Origin of the sequence: Citrobacter sp. RHBSTW-00671, from assembly GCF_014103415.1 — a bacterium.
Taxonomy (GTDB): domain Bacteria; phylum Pseudomonadota; class Gammaproteobacteria; order Enterobacterales; family Enterobacteriaceae; genus Citrobacter.
Genome location: NZ_JABXPR010000001.1, coordinates 4521145 through 4543204, shown reverse-complemented (window position 1 = coordinate 4543204; position 22060 = coordinate 4521145). Strand labels below are relative to the sequence as shown.

The following is a 22060-nucleotide window of genomic DNA, read 5'->3' as shown; positions in this document are numbered from 1 at the left end:
TTTCTCTTTGGGCACGCTTTGCGTGCCCGTTTTACAAGTTGGCCGCTATGCAGGAAAACAGATCCCATCCCGACACGACGTTTGCGTTGAAGAATGTCTCCTTCCGTGTGCCTGGCCGCACGCTTTTGCATCCTCTCTCGTTAACCTTTCCCGTGGGTAAAGTGACGGGGCTTATCGGCCACAACGGCTCCGGTAAATCCACCTTATTGAAAATGCTGGGACGCCATCAGCCGCCGTCAGAAGGTGAAATCCTGCTTGATGAGCAGCCGCTGGAGAGCTGGAATAGCAAAGCGTTTGCCCGTAAGGTTGCCTATTTACCCCAGCAGTTACCGCAGGCCGAAGGGATGACGGTACGTGAGCTGGTAGCGATTGGGCGTTATCCCTGGCATGGCGCGCTGGGACGTTTTGGCGTGGCCGACAGAGAGAAAGTGGAAGAGGCAATTACGCTGGTTGGGCTCAAACCGCTGGCGCATCGCCTGGTGGATAGCTTGTCTGGCGGCGAGCGTCAGCGTGCGTGGATCGCCATGCTGGTGGCACAAGACAGCCGTTGCCTGCTGCTTGACGAACCGACCTCGGCGCTGGATATCGCGCATCAGGTTGACGTGCTGGCGCTGGTGCATCGCTTAAGCCAACAACGCGGGTTGATGGTGGTTGCCGTACTGCATGATATCAACATGGCGGCCCGCTACTGTGATTACTTAGTTGCGCTGCGCGGCGGTGAAATGATTGCACAGGGAACGCCTGCTGAACTGATGCGTAGTGAAACCCTGGAACTGATTTACGGTATCCCGATGGGCATTTTGCCGCATCCAGCCGGTGCCGCACCCGTGAGTTTTGTCTATTAATGATTGGATTACCTCATCTTTCCCGTCGACGGCTGCTAACGGCAATGGCGCTGTCGCCGCTACTGTGGCAAATGAATACAGCCCGCGCGGCGGCGGTTGATCCACAGCGTATAGTGGCGCTGGAATGGCTTCCGGTTGAGCTGTTGTTGGCGCTGGGTGTTACACCTTACGGCGTCGCGGATGTTCCAAACTACAAACTGTGGGTCAACGAACCCGCGTTGCCGGACTCCGTCATCGATGTCGGATTACGTACTGAACCTAACCTCGAACTGCTGACCGAAATGAAACCCTCATTTATGGTCTGGTCGGCAGGTTACGGTCCTGCACCTGAGAAGCTTGCACGTATTGCGCCGGGTCGCGGCTTTAACTTCAGCGATGGCAAAAAACCGCTGGCGATTGCACGTCAGTCGTTGCAAGAACTGGCGCAGTTGCTGAATCTGCAGACCGCAGCCGAACGTCATCTGGCGCAGTACGAACACCTGATTGCCAGTCTGAAACCGCGCTTTGTTCAGCGAGGCTCCCGGCCATTACTGCTGATGACCCTGCTCGATCCTCGCCATATGCTGGTGTTTGGGCCTAACTGCTTGTTCCAGGAGGTGCTGGATGAGTACGAGATCCGCAACGCCTGGCAGGGTGAAACCAACTTTTGGGGCAGCACCGCGGTAGGGATTGACAGGCTTGCCGCCTACAAAGATGTTGATGTGCTGTGCTTCGATCACGGTAACAACAAGGATATGCAGGCACTGATGTCCACACCATTGTGGCAGGCGATGCCATTTGTTCGCGCCGGACGTTTTCAACGCGTTCCTGCCGTCTGGTTCTATGGTGCAACGCTATCGGCGATGCATTTTGCGCGCATTCTGGATAATGCGCTGGGGGGCAAAGCGTGAGTAAACGTATTGCGCTGTTCCCAACTCTTCTGCTAGCGGTTCTGTTTGTTGCTGCCTGCTGGCTGACCTGGTTTAACTTTTCCGCTGCTCTGCCGCGTAGCCAGTGGCAACAGGCTAGCTGGTCACCGGATATCGATGTTATTGAGCAGATGGTATTCCATTTTAGCCTGCTGCCGAGGCTGGCGATTTCTCTGCTGGTCGGCGCCGGGCTGGGACTGGTTGGTGTGTTGTTTCAGCAGGTACTGCGTAACCCGCTGGCGGAGCCGACTACGCTGGGTGTTGCCACCGGGGCACAACTGGGCATCACGGTGACTACGCTGTGGGCTATTCCTGGCGCACTGACGACACAGTTTGCGGCGCTGGCAGGGGCTTGTATTGTTGGGGCGCTGGTGTTTGGCGTAGCCTGGGGCAAACGGCTTTCTCCGGTGACGTTGATCCTTGCGGGCCTGGTGGTCAGCCTGTACTGCGGGGCGATTAATCAATTGATGGTGATTTTCCATCACGACCAGCTGCAAAGCATGTTTTTGTGGAGCAGCGGCACGCTAACGCAAACCGACTGGAGCGGGGTGCAAAGACTGTGGCCGCAACTGCTGGGTGGCGTGATGTTGACGCTGCTGCTATTACGCCCAATGACGCTGATGGGACTGGATGACGGCGTGGCGCGCAATCTCGGACTGGCGTTGTCGCTGGCGCGTCTGGCGGCGTTAACGCTGGCGATTGTGCTCAGTGCTTTGCTGGTTAACGCGGTGGGGATTATCGGCTTTGTTGGCCTGTTTGCGCCGCTGCTGGCGAAAATGCTTGGCGCGCGGCGTTTGCTGGCGCGTCTGCTGTTGGCTCCGTTGATTGGCGCACTGATCCTCTGGCTCTCCGATCAAATTATTCTGTGGCTCACTCGCGTCTGGATGGAAGTCTCCACCGGTTCGGTGACGGCGCTGATTGGCGCACCGCTGCTGCTGTGGTTGCTGCCGCGCCTGAAGAGCATAAGTGCGCCGGATATGAATGCCAACAACCGTGTCACCGCTGAGCGCCAGCACGTGCTGATGTTCGCGCTGGCAGGGGGCGCGATATTGTTGCTGACGGTTGTGGTTGCGCTGTCGTTGGGTAGCGATGCCCACGGCTGGAGCTGGGCCAGCGGTGCAACGCTGGATGAACTGATGCCCTGGCGCTGGCCGCGTATCCTGGCTGCTCTGGTGGCTGGCGTAATGCTGGCTGTGGCGGGCTGCATTATTCAGCGTTTGACCGGTAACCCGATGGCCAGCCCGGAAGTGTTGGGCATTAGCTCCGGCGCGGCCTTCGGCGTGGTGCTCATGCTGTTTCTGGTGCCCGGCAATGCGTTTGGCTGGCTGTTGCCCGCCGGGAGTATCGGTGCGGCGGCGACGCTGTTAATCATTATGATTGCTGCCGGGCGTGGGGGTTTTTCTCCGCACAGGATGCTGTTAGCGGGGATGGCGCTCAGTACGGCATTTACTATGTTGCTGATGATGCTGCAGGCCAGCGGCGATCCGCGCATGGCGGGCATTCTGACCTGGATGTCCGGCTCGACTTATAACGCCTCCAACGAACAGGTTTTACGTACCGGCATTGTGATGATCATTCTGCTGGCGATAACGCCGTTGTGCCGCCGCTGGCTGACGATTCTACCGTTAGGCGGTGACACTGCGCGGGCTGTCGGTATGGCATTAACGCCGTCGCGTGTTGGCTTACTGATGTTGGCTGCGGGCCTGACCGCTACGGCAACCATGACAATTGGTCCGTTGAGCTTTGTGGGGCTGATGGCGCCGCATATCGCACGGATGTTAGGTTTTCGGCGTACGATGCCGCATATGGTGATATCCGCGCTGGCGGGGGGCGTGCTGCTGGTGTTTGCCGACTGGTGTGGGCGTATGGTGCTGTTTCCGTATCAGATCCCGGCGGGACTGCTGTCGACGTTTATTGGTGCGCCGTACTTTATCTATCTGTTGAGAAAACAGAGTCGTTAATTATGCCGGATGGCGGCATAAATGCCTTACCCGGCCTACGGGTGCAAATGTAGGCCGGGTAAGCGTAAGCGCCACCCGGCAATTCATCACTTACAATTTCGCAAACACCCGACGCGCGGCGTCGATGGTGTTATTGATATCGTCTTCGCTGTGCGCGACAGACATAAAGCCAGCTTCAAAGGCGGACGGCGCCAGGTAAACACCTTCATCCAGCATCATATGGAAGAAGCGCTTAAAGCGTTCAACGTCGCAGGACATCACGTCCTGATAGCAGGTCACGGTTTCTGCGTCAGTGAAGAAAATCCCGAACATCCCACCGACATGGTTAACCACCAGCGGAATATTTGCTTCCTGAGCGGCTTCCAGCAGACCTTCCGCCAGACGCGTGGTCAGTTCGTTCAGCGTCTCATGAATCCCCGGCTGGGCGACTTCATTCAGACAGGCAAAACCTGCCGCCATCGCAATTGGGTTACCGGACAGCGTACCCGCCTGGTAAACCGGACCGGTTGGGGCCAGGGCATCCATCACATCCCGACGGCCGCCAAATGCGCCAACAGGCATGCCGCCACCGATGATTTTACCCAGGCAGGTTAGATCCGGTACTACGCCGTAATAATCCTGCGCCCCCGCCAGTGCGACGCGGAAACCGGTCATGACTTCATCGATGATCAACAGCGCGCCAAACTCATCACACAGCGCACGCAGGCCCGGCAGGAATTCCGGCAGTGGCGGGATGCAGTTCATGTTGCCCGCAACCGGTTCAACGATAATACAGGCGATTTCCTGCGGATACTGTTCGAATGCCGCACGTACTGAGGCAAGATCGTTATAGGTGCAGGTCAGGGTATGTTTCGCGAAATCTGCCGGAACCCCCGGAGAGTTAGGCTGACCCAGCGTTAACGCGCCGGAACCGGCTTTGACCAGCAGGCAGTCAGCATGACCGTGGTAGCAGCCTTCAAATTTGATGATTTTATCGCGCCCGGTGAAACCACGCGCCAGACGGATCGCGCTCATTGTGGCTTCGGTACCGGAGTTCACCATACGTACCATGTCCATGGTCGGCACGAGCTCAGTGACCAGCGCCGCCATTTTTACTTCCATCTCGGTCGGTGCGCCGAAGCTTAAACCGCGCTCTGCGGCTTCAATCACGGCATTGCGAATTGCCGGGTGGTTATGACCCAGCACCATCGGCCCCCAGGAGCCGACATAATCGATATAGGCTTTACCATCGACATCATACAGGTATGCGCCGTCCGCTTTTTCAATAAACAGCGGAGTACCACCCACGCCAGTAAAGGCGCGAACTGGGGAGTTAACGCCGCCGGGGATAAGTTCGCGTGCTGCGCTGTAGAGGTTTTCAGACTTACTCATGGATGGGGTCCTGGTTCGTAGAAAAAGTAAATGCCCGCTATTCTAGTTATTCAGAGAAGGTTATGAAAGTTTTGCGTATTTGAAACAATACGATTTGCAGGGGATTTTCACGAAACGTGCGAGTAGAATGCCGTTTCCGTATTTGTATTACCAATTAATGATTATCTGATGAAAACAGACACCCCTTCTTTTGAAGCACAACAAATTGTGCGTTTACGGCGCAGGGATCAGATCCGTCGACTCCTCGATCGTGACAAAACGCCGTTGGCGATCCTCTTGATGGCCGCCGTGGTGGGGACAGTGACGGGGTTGGTGGGTGTGGCGTTTGAGAAAGCCGTGACCTGGGTGCAGAATCAGCGTATTGGCGCGCTGGCTCAGGTTGCTGACCATGCCATTCTGCTGTGGCCGCTGGCGTTTATCCTCTCTGCATTGCTGGCGATGGTCGGCTATTTTCTGGTGCGTAAATTTGCGCCGGAAGCGGGCGGTTCGGGGATCCCGGAGATTGAAGGCGCATTGGAAGAATTGCGACCTGTGCGCTGGTGGCGTGTGCTGCCGGTAAAATTTATCGGTGGTATGGGGACGCTGGGTGCCGGGATGGTGCTTGGCCGGGAAGGGCCAACGGTGCAAATTGGCGGCAATATCGGGCGCATGGTGCTGGATATTTTCCGCATGCGTAGCGCCGAAGCGCGGCACACCTTACTGGCAACCGGGGCGGCTGCGGGGCTGTCGGCCGCGTTTAATGCGCCTTTAGCCGGCATTCTGTTCATTATTGAAGAGATGCGACCACAGTTTCGTTATAACCTCGTGTCGATCAAAGCCGTATTTACTGGCGTGATTATGTCGAGCATTGTGTTTCGTATTTTCAACGGCGAGGCCCCGATTATTGAGGTTGGGAAACTCTCCAATGCGCCGGTTAATACGCTGTGGTTGTACCTCATCCTTGGGATTATTTTTGGTTGCGTCGGGCCGTTGTTCAATACCATGGTGTTGCGTACCCAGGATATGTTTCAACGCTTCCACGGTGGTGAAATTAAAAAATGGGTGCTGATGGGCGGCGCGATCGGCGGCCTGTGCGGGATCCTCGGTTTGATTCAACCTGAAGCGGCAGGCGGTGGATTTAATCTGATCCCGATTGCTGCTGCGGGCAATTTCAGCGTGGGCCTGCTGCTGTTTATCTTTATCGCCAGGGTCATCACCACGCTGCTGTGCTTCTCATCCGGCGCGCCTGGTGGGATATTTGCCCCGATGCTGGCATTAGGCACATTGCTGGGAACGGCATTTGGCATGGCTGCAGCGGCCTCTTTTCCGCAGTATCATCTGGAGGCGGGGACGTTTGCTATTGCCGGGATGGGGGCATTGCTGGCCGCTTCAGTGCGTGCGCCGTTAACGGGCATTGTGCTGGTGCTGGAAATGACGGATAACTATCAGCTCATTTTGCCAATGATTATTACCTGTCTTGGCGCAACACTATTAGCCCAGTTTATGGGTGGAAAACCGCTATACTCGACTATCCTTGCCCGCACACTGGCAAAACAGGAAGCGGAGCAGGCGGCAAAAAGCCAGAGTACCGCCACGGGCGAGAATACTTGAACGAAATACCAGGGTATTAGATAATGGCCTCAACCATTGGGTTATAATTTGCCCAATTGCCAATGTCGTTTGGAGCAAAATATGAGTGATGACGTAGCGCTGCCACTGCAATTTACTGAAGCAGCAGCCAATAAAGTAAAAAGCCTGATCGCAGATGAAGATAACCCAAATCTGAAATTACGCGTGTATATCACCGGCGGTGGTTGCAGCGGTTTCCAGTACGGTTTTACCTTTGATGATCAGGTAAACGATGGTGATATGACCATTGAGAAGCAAGGTGTTGGTCTGGTGGTTGATCCGATGAGCCTGCAGTATCTGGTAGGCGGTGCGGTTGATTACACCGAAGGTCTGGAAGGTTCTCGCTTTGTTGTGACTAACCCGAACGCCAAAAGCACCTGCGGGTGTGGTTCCTCTTTCAGCATCTGATTGCTGTCTGTAATACCGACGGTCTGATGGTGTAGGCCCGGTAAGCGTAGCGCCACCGGGCAATGTGCCGGATGGCGGCGTAAACGCCTTATCCGGCCTACATGTTCTGCATCGTCACATCAACGTCCGTTATCATCCAGCGCAAACGTCGGCAATTTCAAATGCCAACGAATAGCGGCAAGCCGAATCAGCAGGGTAACGACCATCCCCATCATACTGGCGTTTTCCAGCGACACATTAAAGGTATAAAACGCGGTGGCGTGGACGATCCCGCCAATGATGCATGCCGTAGCATAGATTTCGGTACGCAAGATCATCGGCACTTCACGTGCTAACACATCGCGAATAATTCCGCCGCCTACACCGGTAATGACCCCCATACAAATTGCCACCAGTGGTCCGGTTCCTGCGAGAAACGCTTTATTCACGCCAATACCCACGAACACCGCCAGACCAACGGCATCCAGCACCGGAAGGATCCATTTCGGTATGCGTCTAGGCTGACGCACCAGCACGATCGTCAACATACTGGTGATCATCGCCACCACCAGATCGGTGGGATCTTTAACCCAGAATACGGGGCCGTGATCCAGCGCCATATCGCGGATCGTACCGCCACCGACGGCGGTTACCACGCCTAAGACCAGAACGCCGAAGGGGTCCATACGCAGTTTTCCGGCAAGCAATACGCCAGAGATAGCAAATACCGCGGTACCGACAATATCCAGCCAATAGACGAGCATTTTTAAATCCTCACAACAAACCTGGTGGGGGCAGGCGCTAATTTACTTGTGAAAGCGCATTACAGAGTTGTTTTGCGGCGAGGATAATACGCGGGCTCGCGCGTTCAAACCAGTCACTATCAAGAGTAATAATCGGGATTTTAAGCTGATTTCCCCAGTATTGCTCAATTTTAAAAATTTCGCCTGAACCGCCGGTAGCAACAATTGCCTGAGGGGCTCTTGCCAGGACCTGTTCGCGGCTGACCTGCGGCCATGGAACTCGGCTGCCGGAAAAGATGTTTTCTCCACCACAGACCTCAAGAACCTGGTTTTGAATGGAACCTTTTCCACTGGTAAACAGAGGATTTGCGCCAAACTGGAGAAACACACGTTTTTTCGGTTTGTTGGCATACTGAGATTTTAGTAAAGCATACTCATCAAGCAAGGTTTGCGCTGCCTGTTTTGCCTGTTCAGGCTTGGGGCTCCATGGCGCAAGTTGACGCAATGCATCAGCGACCTGCTCGATGGTGACGGCATCGACCCAGATGACCTTAATGCCCAGGGCGGTCAGTTGATTTACCTGCCGCTCGGCATTCCCTCCACGCCAGGCAATAACCAAATCGGGTTTGAGCGCGACAATACGTTCCAGATTCATGCCTTGCCAGGTTGAGACCTCTTCAATATTTTTGGCCTCGGGCGGGTAGTTTGAATAGCTGCTGACGCCAATGGGGGTAATACCGGCGGCAAAGGCCAGTTCAGTGTTGGCTGGGGAAAGCGAAATAACGCGCGGCGCGGCGTAAAGCCACGCCGGAAGAGTGAAAAGCAGGGCGACCAGCGCCCTGAAGATGTATTTAGCCATGTGCCAGTTTCTGCACCAGCGTTTCAACCATCAGGCTTGACTGTTTCGCGGCAACGACCAGGAACTCGTCAAAGCTGAGATGAGACTGCTGATCGGCGACGTCAGAGATAGCGCGAACGACAACAAACGGCACGTTAAAGTTGTGACACACGTGCGCAATTGCGGTTGCTTCCATCTCAACGGCAATCGCCTGTGGGAAGTTATGCTTAATTTTTGCCAGGCCTATGGAACCGTTAATGAAGGCATCGCCGCTGACGATCAGTCCACGGACGGCGTTCAGATTGAGTTCGGCAATGCAGGATTCCGCTGCAGCAATCAGTGCCGGGTCGGCTTTAAAACCGGCCGGGCAGCCCGGTAGCTGGCCAAATTCATAGCCGAATGCGGTGACGTCAGCGTCGTGATAGCGCGCTTCGTCAGAAACCACGATATCACCCACTTTCAGCGTAGAAGCCAGGCCACCCGCTGAACCGGTATTGATGATGGCATCTGGCTTGCAGTGTTCAAGCAGCAGCGTAGCGCCCAGCGCCGCAGCTACTTTACCGATGCCTGATTTCAGTAGCGCAACCTCAGTACCGTTCAGTTGGCCGGTGTAAATTTCACAACCGCCAAGAGCGATTGTCTGACGGTTTTCGATTTTGTCACGCAGCAGCGTAACTTCTTCTTCCATTGCACCAATGATGCCGATTTTCATAGATTTACTCGCGATAAGCCAGATTTGAGGGCATAGTCTATCATGCGCTTAAGGGGTAGCGCATTTCTCAGGCGGGAGAGGACATGGCACAGATCGATTTCCGAAAAAAAATAAACTGGCATCGTCGTTACCGTTCGCCGCAGGGCGTGAAATCTGAGCATGAGATCCTGCGCATTTTCGAAAGCGACCGCGGACGTATTATCAATTCTCCGGCTATTCGCCGACTGCAGCAAAAAACCCAGGTCTTTCCGCTGGAACGTAATGCGGCGGTGCGTACGCGCCTGACGCACTCGATGGAAGTTCAGCAGGTAGGGCGTTATATCGCCAAAGAGATCCTCAGCCGACTGAAAGAGCAAAAGCTGTTGGAGCAGTACGGCCTGGATGAGTTGACCGGTCCCTTTGAAAGTATCGTCGAAATGTCCTGCCTGATGCATGACATCGGCAATCCGCCGTTTGGTCATTTTGGCGAGGCAGCAATTAATGACTGGTTTCGCCAGCGACTCTATCCGGCTGATGCTGAAAGCCAGCCCTTAAGCGACGATCGCTGCCTGGTGCCGGCGTTACGTTTGCGTGAAGGTGAAGAGTCGCTCAATGATATTCGCCGCAAGGTACGTCAGGACCTGTGCCATTTTGAAGGCAATGCGCAGGGCATTCGGCTGGTGCATACCCTGATGCGTATGAACCTGACCTGGTCGCAGGTGGGGGGGATCTTAAAATATACGCGCCCGGCATGGTGGCGTGGAGGTACGCCGGCGACGCATAACTATTTAATGAAGAAACCGGGATATTACCTTTCCGAGGAACCGTATATTGAGCGGTTACGTAAAGAATTATCCTTAGCGCCTTACAGTCGCTTTCCATTAACCTGGATTATGGAAGCAGCGGACGATATCTCTTATTGTGTGGCTGATCTGGAGGATGCTGTTGAGAAAAGAATCTTCAGCGTCGAGCAGCTTTACCACCATCTGTATGAGGCGTGGGGGCATCATGAAAAAGGTTCCCTGTTTAGCCAGGTTGTTGAGAATGCCTGGGAAAAATCGCGCTCAAATACATTAAGTCGCAGTACGGAAGATCAGTTCTTTATGTATTTACGCGTTAACACGCTGAATAAGCTGGTACCGTACGCCGCTCAGCGTTTTATTGATAATTTGCCGCAAATTTTTGAGGGGAGTTTTAATCACGCTTTATTAGAAGATGCCAGTAGCTTCAGTCAGCTGCTTGGGGTTTATAAAAATGTAGCTGTAAAACATGTGTTTAGCCATCCAGATGTGGAGCAACTGGAATTGCAAGGCTATCGGGTTATCAGTGGGCTTCTGGAAATCTACCAACCACTGTTAAAAATGTCATTATCCGACTTTAGCGGACTGGTTGAACACGAAAGATTAAAACAGTTCCCTATTGAATCACGATTATTTCAAAAGTTGTCTACCCGCCATCGCCTTGCTTATGTTGAAGCGGTCAGTAAAATATTGCCGGGTAGTGCCGAGTTCCCGGTCATGGAATATTATTACCGCTGCCGTTTAATTCAGGATTATATCAGCGGGATGACTGACTTGTATGCCTGGGATGAATATAGACGGTTGATGGCGGTAGAACAATAAATACTCATTTGTAAAGACGGACAATAAAATTTTACTTTTTCCTTAAACTTCATTCTGGAACTTAGCGCTATAAAACGACTCTGAGGTATACAGCAATTTTGCGTGACCTGTTAATCGAGAACGAAACACATGAAAAAAACCACATTAGCAATGAGTGCACTGGCTCTGAGTTTAGGTTTGGCGTTGTCCCCCCTGTCTGCAACGGCGGCTGAGACAGCGTCTTCAGCAACAACTGCCCAACAGATGCCAAGCCTGGCCCCGATGCTCGAAAAAGTGATGCCATCGGTGGTGAGTATTAATGTCGAGGGGAGCACGACGGTCAATACGCCGCGTATGCCGCGTAATTTCCAGCAGTTCTTCGGTGATAACTCTCCGTTCTGCCAGGACGGTTCTCCGTTCCAGAGCTCACCGTTCTGCCAGGGCGGCGCTCCGGGCGCTGACAACGGCGGCGGACAGCAGCAGAAATTTATGGCGCTGGGGTCTGGCGTCATCATTGATGCCGCGAAAGGATATGTTGTGACCAACAACCACGTGGTCGATAACGCCACGGTGATCAAGGTTCAACTGAGCGATGGACGTAAGTTTGACGCGAAGATCGTCGGAAAAGATCCGCGCTCTGATATCGCGCTGATCCAGATCCAGGACCCGAAAAACCTGACGGCAATTAAGCTGGCAGATTCTGATGCGCTGCGCGTGGGGGATTACACTGTCGCGATTGGTAACCCGTTTGGCCTCGGTGAAACGGTGACTTCAGGTATCGTTTCTGCACTGGGGCGTAGTGGCCTGAATGCCGAAAACTACGAGAACTTTATCCAGACGGATGCAGCGATCAACCGCGGTAACTCTGGTGGTGCGTTGGTTAACCTGAATGGTGAGTTGATCGGGATTAACACCGCGATCCTCGCGCCGGACGGTGGCAACATCGGGATCGGTTTTGCTATCCCAAGCAACATGGTGAAAAACCTGACTTCGCAAATGGTTGAGTTCGGCCAGGTTAAACGCGGTGAGCTGGGTATTATGGGGACTGAGCTGAGCTCTGAGCTGGCGAAGGCGATGAAAGTGGATGCCCAGCGTGGGGCATTCGTCAGCCAGGTTATGCCGAACTCTTCTGCAGCGAAAGCCGGCATCAAAGCTGGGGACGTGATTACATCACTGAACGGTAAACCCATCAGCAGCTTCGCTGCCCTGCGTGCGCAGGTTGGCACCATGCCAGTGGGTAGCAAAATTAACCTTGGCCTGCTGCGCGACGGTAAGCCGGTAACGGTGAACCTGGAACTGCAGCAGAGCAGCCAGACTCAGGTTGATTCCAGCTCTATCTTCAAAGGCATTGAAGGTGCGGATATGAGCAACAAAGGCCAGGACAAAGGTGTCGTGGTAAGCGATGTGAAACCGAATTCACCGGCGGCACAGATTGGCCTGAAGAAAGGGGATGTTATCATTGGTGCTAACCAGCAACCGGTGAAAAACATCGCGGAACTGCGCAAAATTCTCGACAGTAAACCGGCTGTTCTGGCGCTGAATATTCAGCGCGGCGACAGCTCTATCTACCTGTTGATGCAGTAATCCTTCTGAACCCCTTCCCATATCAGGGAAGGGGTTTCTTTTTGTGATACCTACCACAACTCCATACTTCTCTCTTCTGCTTTGTGCATTTGCACAATGTCGCAGCCTGTTTTCTTCCCTATGCTTGAGCACTGCTCACAGGAGGGCTTTATGGCTGGCTGGCATCTCGATACCAAAATGGCGCAGGATATCGTGGCGCGCACGATGCGCATCATTGATACCAATATCAACGTAATGGATGCCCGTGGGCGGATCATCGGCAGTGGCGATCGCGAACGTATTGGTGAATTGCACGAAGGTGCGCTGCTGGTGCTCTCACAGGGCCGGGTAGTCGATATTGATGATGCGGTAGCGCGACATCTGCACGGCGTGCGACAGGGAATAAACCTGCCGCTGCGGCTTGAAGGCGAAATTGTTGGCGTTATTGGTTTAACCGGTGAGCCGGAGCATTTGCGTAAGTACGGTGAACTGGTGTGTATGACCGCCGAAATGATGCTCGAGCAGTCGCGTTTGATGCATCTGCTCGCGCAGGACAGTCGTCTGCGTGAAGAACTGGTGATGAACCTGATTCAGGCTGAAGAAAACACCCCGGCGCTGGTGGAATGGGCGCAGCGGCTAGGTATAGATCTGAACCAGCCGCGTGTGGTCGCTGTGGTGGAGGTCGACAGCGGTCAGCTTGGTGTAGACAGCGCCATGGCTGAACTACAGCAATTACAAAATGCGTTGACGACACCAGAACGAAATAACCTGATTGCGATTGTTTCACTGACTGAGATGGTGGTTCTGAAACCCGCACTGAATCAGTTTGGTCGCTGGGATGCGGAAGATCATCGCAAGCGTGTTGAACAGCTTATCGCCCGTATGAAAGAGAACGGACAGCTACGCTTTCGCGTATCGCTGGGCAACTATTTTACCGGGCCGGGCAGCATTGCCCGCTCGTATCGCACCGCGCGTACGACCATGATGGTCGGTAAGCAGCGCATGCCGGAAAGCCGCAGCTATTTTTACCAGGATTTGATGCTGCCAGTGCTGTTAGACAGCCTGCGTGGTGGCTGGCAGGCTAATGAGCTGGCCCGTCCGTTGGTACGACTGAAAGCGATGGATAACAACGGCTTGCTGCGCCGGACATTAGCGGCATGGTTTCGCCACAACGTACAGCCGCTGGCGACCTCAAAGGCGCTATTTATCCACCGCAATACGCTTGAATATCGCCTGAATCGTATTTCAGAACTTACCGGGCTGGATTTGGGGAATTTCGATGACAGACTGCTGCTGTATGTGGCGTTGCAACTGGATGAGCAGCATTGATTAATTGCCTGATAAGCGCTGCGCCATCAAGCAAAATGCCGGGTGGCGGCTTCACCTTAACCCGGCCTACGAATACATCCACTCGCGGTTATTTGCGCGTCAGTTTTTCCAGATCGGCTTCAATTTCACTGATCTTATTGGTCACGACGCTTTCCAGATGACGTAAATCATCGAGGATCTTGCGTTTAAGATCGACTTCACTGCGATCGCGCTGGCAGATCTGATCCAGCTCGTCGATCACATAGCGCAGGTTGGGACTGATCTCCTGCACTTCTTTGTAGCCCTGACCGATGCCATCGGCGACCACTGTTTTACGCTGACGGGGATATTTGAACTTCACGCTCTTGGCAAAAAACTCGCCTTTATCCTTTTGGAAATAGATTTTCAGGATATCGTTGTTGGCTTCTTGCCGCAGGCTGTAACGATCGATCTCTTCAGGATTAGTAATGCCCAGACTTTTCAGATTGTCATACATAGCGGTACCCTTAAGCTCACTATAACCATTGAATAATTAACGAAAAGCCTTGTTTATGCCACCCGCAGATGTAAAAAAAGCGGGCTAAGCCCGCTTTTTCAAATTGCTGTTAGTCGATGGTACGTAACAGTTCGTTGATACCCACTTTGCCACGCGTTTTGGCGTCGACTTTTTTCACGATCACCGCGCAGTACAGACTGTATTTGCCATCTTTCGACGGCAGGTTGCCGGAAACGACAACAGAACCCGCTGGTACGCGGCCATAATGCACTTCGCCTGTTTCACGATCGTAAATACGGGTGCTCTGACCGATATACACGCCCATGGAAATAACGGAGCCTTCTTCGACAATCACGCCTTCCACGACTTCAGAACGCGCACCGATAAAGCAGTTATCTTCGATGATGGTCGGGTTTGCCTGTAATGGCTCCAGCACACCACCGATGCCAACGCCGCCGGACAGGTGAACATTTTTACCGATTTGCGCACAAGAACCTACGGTCGCCCAGGTATCAACCATCGTACCTTCATCAACATACGCACCAATGTTAACGTAAGACGGCATCAGCACGGTGTTACGTGCGATAAATGCCCCCTGACGCACAGCCGCAGGTGGAACCACGCGGAAGCCTTCTTTCTGGAAGCGTGCTTCATCGTAGTCGGCAAATTTCATCGGCACTTTATCGAAGTAGCGGCTTTCCGCACCATCGATAACCTGATTATCGTTAATACGGAAAGAGAGCAGGACCGCTTTTTTCAGCCACTGATGGGTGACCCACTGGCCGTCAATCTTTTCTGCGACACGCAGTGCACCGGAATCCAGTAAAGAAATAACCTGATTAACCGCTTCACGGGTTACGGTATCCACATTTGCCGGAGTGATGTCGGCACGACGCTCAAAAGCGGACTCAATAACGTTCTGTAACTGCTGCATTGTTAAACTCTTTCCATAATAAATAAAAACATTACCCTTTATCGTTTGGATTGAGGGCCTCTGTCAACCGTTGATGTACTTCCTGCTGCAGCTCATTATTAAGGGCACGCCGGTCGGCGGTGGCGATGATGAATAAATCTTCTACTCGCTCGCCAATAGTTGTAATTCGGGCGCCATGCAGCGAAATTCCCAGATCGGCAAAAATTTGCCCGACTCGCGCCAGCAGCCCTGGCTGGTCGAGAGCGATAAGCTCAAGGAATGATTTACGGTCGGTATGGGTCGGCAAAAAAGTAACCTCGGTATCGACGGTAAAGTGGCGTAATTTTGCCGGTTGACGACGCGGCTGCGGCGGCTGCCAACTGCGTTGAGTAATGGCTTGTTCCAGCCCAAAACGGATCGCTTCGTGCCTGTCTGACGACAGCGGACTGCCGTCCGGCTCCAGTACGATGAACGTATCCATCGCCATGCCATCACGGGTGGTGAAAATCTGTGCGTCGTGAACGCTAAGATTACGTCTGTCCAGCTCGGCGCAGACGGCGGCAAACAGGTAAGGGCGGTCCGGGCTCCATATGAAAATCTCCGTTCCGCCTCGCGTTGCCTGCGGGCTGAGTAAAATTAGCGGTTTGCTCAGATCGTGCTGCAGCAAATGGCGCGCATGCCAGGCCAGCTGATTTGGGCTGTGGCGCACGAAATAGTTGGCGCGACAGCGTGACCAGATATGGTGCAGCGCTTCTTCGTCAATGTTGTCCATTCGCAGCAACGCCAGCGCCTGAAGCTGATGATGGCGCACACGCTCGCGCATATCCGGGGTATTTTGCATTCCACGACGCAGCTGTTTTTCCGTGGCGAAGTATAATTCGCGCAGCAGGCTTTGCTTCCAGCTATTCCATAGCGTTTCGTTGGTGGCGCAAATATCGGCGACGGTCAGGCAGACCAGGAAGCGCAAACGGTGCTCCGTTTGTACTTCTTCGGCGAATTGCTTAATTACCTCCGGGTCCTGAATATCACGGCGCTGAGCGGTCACCGACATCAACAGATGCTGGCGCACCAGCCACATGACCAGATTCGTTTCGCGGGAGTTGAGTCCGTGTAATTCGGCGAACTTGAGTACGTCCTGAGCCCCCAGAATAGAGTGATCGCCGCCACGACCTTTGGCGATATCGTGGAACAGCGCAGCAATCAGAATGAGTTCCGGTTGACGCAAGCGCGGCCACAGATCCACACACAGCGGATGGCGCTGGCGGGTCTCTTCCCTGGCAAAACTTTCCAGTTTCAACATCACGCGGATAGTGTGCTCATCCACCGTATAAGCATGAAACAGGTCAAACTGCATTTGACCGACAATATGTGACCACTGCGGCATATAGGCCCATAACACGCTGTGGCGATGCATCGGCAGCAGACCGCGACTCACTGCGCCCGGATGGCGCAACATGCTGAGAAATAGCGAGCGCGCTTCCGGAATGTAGCACAGCGGTTGAGTTAAATGACGGCGGGCATGACGCAAATGACGCAGTGTGGTGGAGTAAATTCCGCTGATCGCGCTATTGCGTACCATGATGTAAAACATCCGCAAAATGGCCTCGGGCTCGCGGATAAACAGGTCGTCATTGCGCAGGTCAATCAATGTGCCACGCAGCTGAAAGTCGTCATCAATTGGGCGCGGTTTTTCATCGGCCGGCATGGCGAGGATCGCCTCGTCAAACAGCTGGAGCAGCATGTGGTTCAGTTCACTCACTCGCCGCGTGACCCGGAAATAGTCTTTCATCATCCGCTCGATCGGCTCATTGCCTTCACCGCCATAATTGAGGCGTTGAGCCACGCTGAGCTGTCGATCAAACAGCAGACGGTTGTCGTAACGGTTCACGATCAGATGCAATGCGAAGCGTATCCGCCACAGAATATGCAAACATTCATTCAGTTCGGCGCGTTCCGCCAGCGTCAGGAAGCCGAAGCCGACCATCTCATCCAGCGACGTGGCACCAAAATGACGGCGGGCGACCCATTGCAGGGTGTGGATGTCGCGCAGCCCACCTGGACTGCTTTTGATATCCGGCTCCAGATTGTAGCTGGTACCGTGATAGCGCTGGTGGCGTTGATTTTGCTCTTCTACTTTGGCCGCGTAAAATTTATCGGATGGCCAGAAACCCTCGCTGAAAATATGCTTTTGCAGCTCAAGGAACAGCGCAACATCGCCAATCAGCAGTCGTGTTTCAATCAGGTTGGTGGCGACGGTTAAATCTGACAGTCCTTCCAGCAGACACTCTTCCAGCGTACGCACGCTGTGTCCTACCTCCAGCCGCACATCCCACAATAGCGTTAATAACTCGCCGACTTTCTCCGCCTGCGCGTCAGGCAGTTTTTTACGGCTAAGGATCAGCAGATCAATATCGGACAGTGGATGCAGTTCACCACGCCCGTAGCCGCCAACAGCAACCAGCGCCAGATCGGCAATCTGACCGAAACCTGCTTCAATCCACAGGCGCTGCAGCAACTGGTCAATAAATTCGGTGCGGGCTTCGATTAACTGTTCAGCGGAAATTCCGCTGTCAAAAGCCTCCCCCAGCCAGTGCTGGAAATTATCAATATGGGCTTTAATGCCGGTACAGTTGAGGTCGTGCTGTGGCCATGTTCCTGGGTTTTGCGGTTGGCCAGGCAGGGTAGGGAGGGCAGTATTTGCGTGCTGTTCAGGAAGAGTATTCATTATGCGCCACCCATTAAAAAGCCGGATGACGGCGTGAACGCCTTATCCGGCCTACGAAGTAGTACAATTTGTAGGCCTGATAAGATGCGAGAGCATCGCCATCAGGCAAAAAATTATGCGTCGTGTGTGATGACTGCCGGGATGGTGTCATCCTTGCGTAACGTCAGAATTTCACAGCCGTTTTCCGTCACCACAATAGTATGCTCGTACTGAGCAGACAAGCTGCGATCTTTGGTTTTCACCGTCCAGCCGTCTTTCATGGTACGGATACGGTAATCACCAGCATTCAGCATCGGTTCTACGGTGAAGGTCATGCCCGGCTGCAGTACTACGCCGCCGTCGTCTGCATCGTAGTGCAGAACCTGAGGCTCTTCATGGAAGCCGCGACCGATACCGTGGCCGCAGTATTCACGTACCACAGAGAAGCCTTCGCCTTCTGCGTATTTCTGAATTGCAGCACCCAGGGTACGCAGGCGAATACCCGGTTTTACCATACGTAGCGCCAGATACAGGCTTTCCTGCGTTACGCGGCACAGACGCTCGCCAAGAATGGTCGGTTTACCGACGATAAACATTTTGGACGTATCGCCGTGGTACTCGTCTTTAATCACGGTGACGTCGATGTTGACGATGTCGCCGTCTTTCAGGTGCTTAGCGTCATCCGGGATCCCGTGGCACACGACTTCATTAATAGAGATGCACACGGATTTCGGATAACCGTGATAGCCCAGGCATGCGGAAATCGCCTGCTGTTCATTCACGATGTAGTCGTTACAGATGCGATCCAGCTCGCCGGTGCTGACGCCCGGTTTGATAAACGGTTCGATCATCTCCAGCACTTCGGCTGCCAGACGGCCAGCGACGCGCATTTTTTCGATTTCTTCAGGAGTCTTAATTGAGATAGCCATGAATTCTGTCCATCAGTGTCGATTATTTCGACAATAATTGTGTAAGTGTCGTCAATGGTACCAGTCCCGCATACATGCTGCCAAATTGAGAATCATTCTGAACTTCGCCTTTCGTGCCACAGGTGCGTTGGCTACATTTTTTCACCCCAGTCACTTACCGGCCGTAAGCTCCCGAGGATTCAAAAATTTGCCGCCTGCCTGTAACACGAAATTCATCGTTCAATCCAGCACAGACCGCCAACAATTATTGGTGTCGCTGGCGTATTTGTGGTATAAAGCGCGCCGGACTTCCGTTCTATTCGCAGACTACACACGATGGACGGGAGCGACAAATCTCACTTTGTGTAACAACACACACGTATCGACACATATTCCGGGGTGCCCTTAAGGGTCGGTAATATGGGATGCGTGGAGGCTTAACCCCAACTTTTATATATAGAGGTTTTAATCATGGCAACTGTTTCCATGCGCGATATGCTCAAGGCTGGTGTTCACTTCGGTCACCAGACCCGTTACTGGAACCCGAAAATGAAGCCGTTCATCTTCGGTGCGCGTAACAAAGTTCACATCATCAACCTTGAGAAAACTGTACCGATGTTCAACGAAGCTCTGGCTGAACTGAACAAGATCTCTGCTCGTAAAGGTAAAATCCTTTTCGTTGGTACTAAGCGCGCTGCAAGCGAAGCGGTGAAAGACGCTGCTAACAACTGCGATCAGTTCTTCGTGAACCATCGCTGGTTGGGCGGTATGCTGACTAACTGGAAAACCGTTCGTCAGTCCATCAAACGTCTGAAAGATCTGGAAACTCAGTCTCAGGACGGTACTTTCGAAAAGCTGACCAAGAAAGAAGCGCTGATGCGCACCCGTGAGCTTGAGAAACTGGAAAACAGCCTGGGCGGTATCAAAGACATGGGCGGCCTGCCGGACGCTCTGTTCGTAATCGATGCTGACCACGAGCACATTGCTATCAAAGAAGCAAACAACCTGGGTATCCCGGTATTTGCCATCGTTGATACCAACTCTGATCCGGACGGTGTTGACTTCGTTATCCCGGGTAACGACGACGCAATCCGTGCTGTGACCCTGTACCTGGGCGCTGTAGCTACTACCGTTCGTGAAGGCCGTTCTCAGGATCTGGCTTCCCAGGCGGAAGAAAGCTTCGTAGAAGCTGAATAATAAGGCTTGATAACTTCCCCGAGGTAGTTCGAGTTGCAGGAAGGCGGCAAGCTCGAGAATTTCCGGGAGCTTACACAAGTAAGTGACCGGGATGAGCGAGCAAAGATAACGCACCTGCGGCTCGGAATATAAAGGGGAAGAGCCCTTATAAACCAGGTAGTATCATGTTTGGTTAGGGGCCCTTCAGGCCCCTTTTTCACTTTTAAATCTGTGCGGTTTCATGCCGGGCAGATCAAATCTTCCGAGGATTTTAGAATGGCTGAAATTACCGCATCCCTGGTAAAAGAGCTGCGTGAGCGTACTGGCGCAGGCATGATGGATTGCAAAAAAGCACTGACTGAAGCTAATGGCGACATCGAGCTGGCAATCGAAAACATGCGTAAGTCCGGTGCTATCAAAGCAGCGAAAAAAGCAGGCAACGTTGCTGCTGACGGCGTAATCAAAACCAAAATCGACGGCAATATCGCTTTCATTCTGGAAGTTAACTGCCAGACTGACTTCGTTGCTAAAGATGCTGGTTTCCAGGCATTTGCTGACAAAGTACTGGACGCTGCCGTTGCTGGCAAAATCACTGACGTTGAAGTTCTGAAAGCACAGTTCGAAGAAGAACGTGTTGCTCTGGTTGCTAAAATCGGTGAGAACATCAACATCCGTCGCGTTGCTTCCCTGGAAGGCGAAGTACTGGGTAGCTATCAGCACGGTGCGCGCATCGGTGTTCTGGTTGCTGCAACTGGCGCTGATGAAGAACTGGTTAAACAGCTGGCAATGCACATTGCTGCAAGCAAACCAGAATTCGTTAAGCCGGAAGACGTTTCTGCTGAAGTAGTAGAAAAAGAATACCAGGTTCAGCTGGACATCGCGATGCAGTCTGGCAAGCCGAAAGAAATCGCAGAGAAAATGGTTGAAGGCCGCATGAAGAAATTCACCGGCGAAGTTTCTCTGACTGGTCAGCCTTTCGTTATGGAACCGAGCAAATCTGTTGCCCAGCTGCTGAAAGAGCACAACGCTGACGTAACGGGTTTCATCCGCTTCGAAGTGGGTGAAGGCATCGAGAAAGTTGAGACTGACTTTGCAGCAGAAGTTGCTGCGATGTCCAAGCAGTCTTAATTTTAAAAGGAGCCGCCTGAGGGCGGCTTCTTTTTGCGTCCGACTTGTAAATTCAGCTAAGCGCTATAGTGGCAAGGCTGAAAAGCGACATACAATGTCGCTGGAATTAACTCATCTCATTCGTTGACAGTCTCAGGAAAGAAACATGGCTACCAATGCAAAACCCGTCTACAAACGTATTCTGCTTAAGTTAAGTGGCGAAGCTCTGCAAGGTTCAGAAGGCTTCGGTATTGATGCAAGCATACTTGACCGTATGGCTCAGGAAATCAAAGAGCTGGTCGAGCTGGGAATCCAGGTTGGCGTAGTGATCGGTGGTGGTAACCTGTTCCGTGGTGCTGGTCTGGCGAAAGCAGGGATGAACCGCGTCGTGGGCGACCACATGGGCATGTTAGCCACCGTCATGAACGGTCTGGCGATGCGCGATGCGCTTCACCGCGCCTATGTGAACGCTCGCCTGATGTCCGCAATTCCTCTGAACGGCGTGTGTGATAACTACAGCTGGGCGGAAGCGATCAGCCTGTTGCGTAACAACCGCGTGGTTATTTTGTCCGCCGGTACAGGCAACCCGTTCTTCACCACCGACTCCGCAGCCTGCCTGCGTGGTATTGAAATTGAAGCGGATGTGGTTCTGAAAGCCACTAAAGTTGATGGTGTGTTTACCGCCGATCCGGCTAAAGATCCAACAGCAACCATGTACGAACAGTTGACCTATGCTGAAGTACTGGATAAAGAACTGAAAGTGATGGATCTGGCTGCGTTCACGCTGGCTCGTGACCACAAATTACCGATTCGTGTCTTCAACATGAATAAACCGGGTGCGCTGCGCCGTGTAGTGATGGGTGAAAAAGAAGGCACGTTAATCACGGAATAATTCCCGTTGCGGCTAAATGCAGGTAATATTCCGCTTTAAT

19 protein-coding genes and 1 pseudogene are annotated in these 22060 nt (G+C 53.2%); 12 read left to right on the top strand and 8 right to left on the bottom strand.

Annotated elements, in window-relative coordinates; all coding sequences use genetic code 11:
- Window positions 1–47 precede the first annotated feature (47 nt).
- The 3 genes from fhuC to fhuB are packed head-to-tail and all read left to right on the top strand — an operon-like array spanning window position 48 to window position 3714.
- On the top strand, window positions 48–845 hold the full coding sequence (fhuC, locus tag HV261_RS21835) for a Fe3+-hydroxamate ABC transporter ATP-binding protein FhuC (RefSeq protein ID WP_202039465.1): 798 nt from the start codon (window positions 48–50) through the stop codon (window positions 843–845).
- Window positions 845–1735, top strand: coding sequence for a Fe(3+)-hydroxamate ABC transporter substrate-binding protein FhuD (gene fhuD / locus HV261_RS21830; protein WP_202039464.1), 891 nt, complete (start codon window positions 845–847; stop codon window positions 1733–1735). Before fhuC ends, fhuD begins: the two co-directional genes overlap by 1 nt.
- Window positions 1732–3714 carry a Fe(3+)-hydroxamate ABC transporter permease FhuB gene (gene fhuB, locus HV261_RS21825; RefSeq protein ID WP_202039463.1) on the top strand — a complete coding sequence of 661 codons (1983 nt, stop codon included), beginning with the start codon at window positions 1732–1734 and terminating at the stop codon, window positions 3712–3714. Before fhuD ends, fhuB begins: the two co-directional genes overlap by 4 nt.
- 90 nt (window positions 3715–3804) lie before the next feature.
- Here the strand turns inward: fhuB and hemL are convergent, their stop codons facing one another.
- Window positions 3805–5085: a glutamate-1-semialdehyde 2,1-aminomutase gene (gene hemL, locus HV261_RS21820; RefSeq protein WP_137383237.1), complete on the bottom strand. Its 1281-nt coding sequence runs from the start codon at window positions 5083–5085 to the stop codon at window positions 3805–3807.
- Window positions 5086–5253: 168 nt separating this feature from the next.
- Here hemL and clcA point away from each other — a divergent pair, with 168 nt between their 5' ends.
- The 3 genes and pseudogenes from clcA to erpA all read left to right on the top strand — a co-directional run bounded on the left by clcA (window position 5254) and on the right by erpA (window position 7101).
- A complete protein-coding gene (gene clcA / locus HV261_RS21815; RefSeq protein WP_202039462.1) occupies window positions 5254–6675 on the top strand; it encodes a H(+)/Cl(-) exchange transporter ClcA in 1422 nt (473 codons plus the stop codon).
- A gap of 23 nt (window positions 6676–6698) precedes the next feature.
- A pseudogene (yadW, locus tag HV261_RS27550) lies at window positions 6699–6764 on the top strand (small protein YadW).
- A complete protein-coding gene (gene erpA / locus HV261_RS21810) occupies window positions 6757–7101 on the top strand; it encodes an iron-sulfur cluster insertion protein ErpA (RefSeq protein ID WP_003018581.1) in 345 nt (114 codons plus the stop codon). Before yadW ends, erpA begins: the two are co-directional and overlap by 8 nt.
- A gap of 119 nt (window positions 7102–7220) precedes the next feature.
- Here the strand turns inward: erpA and HV261_RS21805 are convergent, their stop codons facing one another.
- The 3 genes from HV261_RS21805 to mtnN are packed head-to-tail and all read right to left on the bottom strand — an operon-like array spanning window position 7221 to window position 9373.
- On the bottom strand, window positions 7221–7844 hold the full coding sequence (locus tag HV261_RS21805) for a TRIC cation channel family protein (protein WP_202039461.1): 624 nt from the start codon (window positions 7842–7844) through the stop codon (window positions 7221–7223).
- Between the two features lie 37 nt (window positions 7845–7881).
- Window positions 7882–8682 carry a vitamin B12 ABC transporter substrate-binding protein BtuF gene (gene btuF / locus HV261_RS21800; protein WP_202039460.1) on the bottom strand — a complete coding sequence of 267 codons (801 nt, stop codon included), beginning with the start codon at window positions 8680–8682 and terminating at the stop codon, window positions 7882–7884.
- A complete protein-coding gene (mtnN, locus tag HV261_RS21795; protein ID WP_202039459.1) occupies window positions 8675–9373 on the bottom strand; it encodes a 5'-methylthioadenosine/S-adenosylhomocysteine nucleosidase in 699 nt (232 codons plus the stop codon). The genes btuF and mtnN overlap by 8 nt, the downstream gene beginning before the upstream one ends.
- Window positions 9374–9456: 83 nt before the next feature.
- On the opposite strand from mtnN, the gene dgt reads away from it, so the two are divergent.
- From dgt to cdaR, 3 genes are all read left to right on the top strand, one after another.
- Window positions 9457–10974 carry a dGTPase gene (dgt, locus tag HV261_RS21790; protein ID WP_202039458.1) on the top strand — a complete coding sequence of 506 codons (1518 nt, stop codon included), beginning with the start codon at window positions 9457–9459 and terminating at the stop codon, window positions 10972–10974.
- 129 nt (window positions 10975–11103) lie between these two features.
- Window positions 11104–12537, top strand: a complete 1434-nt coding sequence (gene degP, locus HV261_RS21785; protein WP_005132129.1) for a serine endoprotease DegP — start codon at window positions 11104–11106, stop codon at window positions 12535–12537.
- Between the two features lie 150 nt (window positions 12538–12687).
- Window positions 12688–13845, top strand: a complete 1158-nt coding sequence (gene cdaR, locus HV261_RS21780) for a DNA-binding transcriptional regulator CdaR (protein ID WP_005132128.1) — start codon at window positions 12688–12690, stop codon at window positions 13843–13845.
- Between the two features lie 88 nt (window positions 13846–13933).
- Here the strand turns inward: cdaR and HV261_RS21775 are convergent, their stop codons facing one another.
- The 4 genes from HV261_RS21775 to map form a co-directional block, all read right to left on the bottom strand.
- Window positions 13934–14320, bottom strand: coding sequence for a DUF3461 family protein (locus tag HV261_RS21775; RefSeq protein WP_005132126.1), 387 nt, complete (start codon window positions 14318–14320; stop codon window positions 13934–13936).
- Window positions 14321–14429: 109 nt separating this feature from the next.
- Window positions 14430–15254 (bottom strand): 2,3,4,5-tetrahydropyridine-2,6-dicarboxylate N-succinyltransferase, encoded by an 825-nt coding sequence (gene dapD / locus HV261_RS21770; RefSeq protein ID WP_039030312.1) that lies wholly within the window; start codon window positions 15252–15254, stop codon window positions 14430–14432.
- Window positions 15255–15285: 31 nt separating this feature from the next.
- Window positions 15286–17958 carry a bifunctional uridylyltransferase/uridylyl-removing protein GlnD gene (glnD, locus tag HV261_RS21765; protein WP_202039457.1) on the bottom strand — a complete coding sequence of 891 codons (2673 nt, stop codon included), beginning with the start codon at window positions 17956–17958 and terminating at the stop codon, window positions 15286–15288.
- 113 nt (window positions 17959–18071) lie between these two features.
- Window positions 18072–18866 (bottom strand): type I methionyl aminopeptidase, encoded by a 795-nt coding sequence (map, locus tag HV261_RS21760; RefSeq protein WP_202039456.1) that lies wholly within the window; start codon window positions 18864–18866, stop codon window positions 18072–18074.
- A gap of 450 nt (window positions 18867–19316) precedes the next feature.
- On the opposite strand from map, the gene rpsB reads away from it, so the two are divergent.
- The 3 genes from rpsB (at window position 19317) to pyrH (ending at window position 22020) form a co-directional block, all read left to right on the top strand.
- Window positions 19317–20042: a 30S ribosomal protein S2 gene (gene rpsB / locus HV261_RS21755; RefSeq protein WP_202039455.1), complete on the top strand. Its 726-nt coding sequence runs from the start codon at window positions 19317–19319 to the stop codon at window positions 20040–20042.
- A gap of 255 nt (window positions 20043–20297) precedes the next feature.
- Window positions 20298–21149 (top strand): translation elongation factor Ts, encoded by an 852-nt coding sequence (gene tsf, locus HV261_RS21750; RefSeq protein ID WP_005132116.1) that lies wholly within the window; start codon window positions 20298–20300, stop codon window positions 21147–21149.
- A gap of 145 nt (window positions 21150–21294) precedes the next feature.
- Window positions 21295–22020, top strand: coding sequence for a UMP kinase (gene pyrH, locus HV261_RS21745; RefSeq protein ID WP_005132114.1), 726 nt, complete (start codon window positions 21295–21297; stop codon window positions 22018–22020).
- Window positions 22021–22060 lie beyond the last annotated feature (40 nt).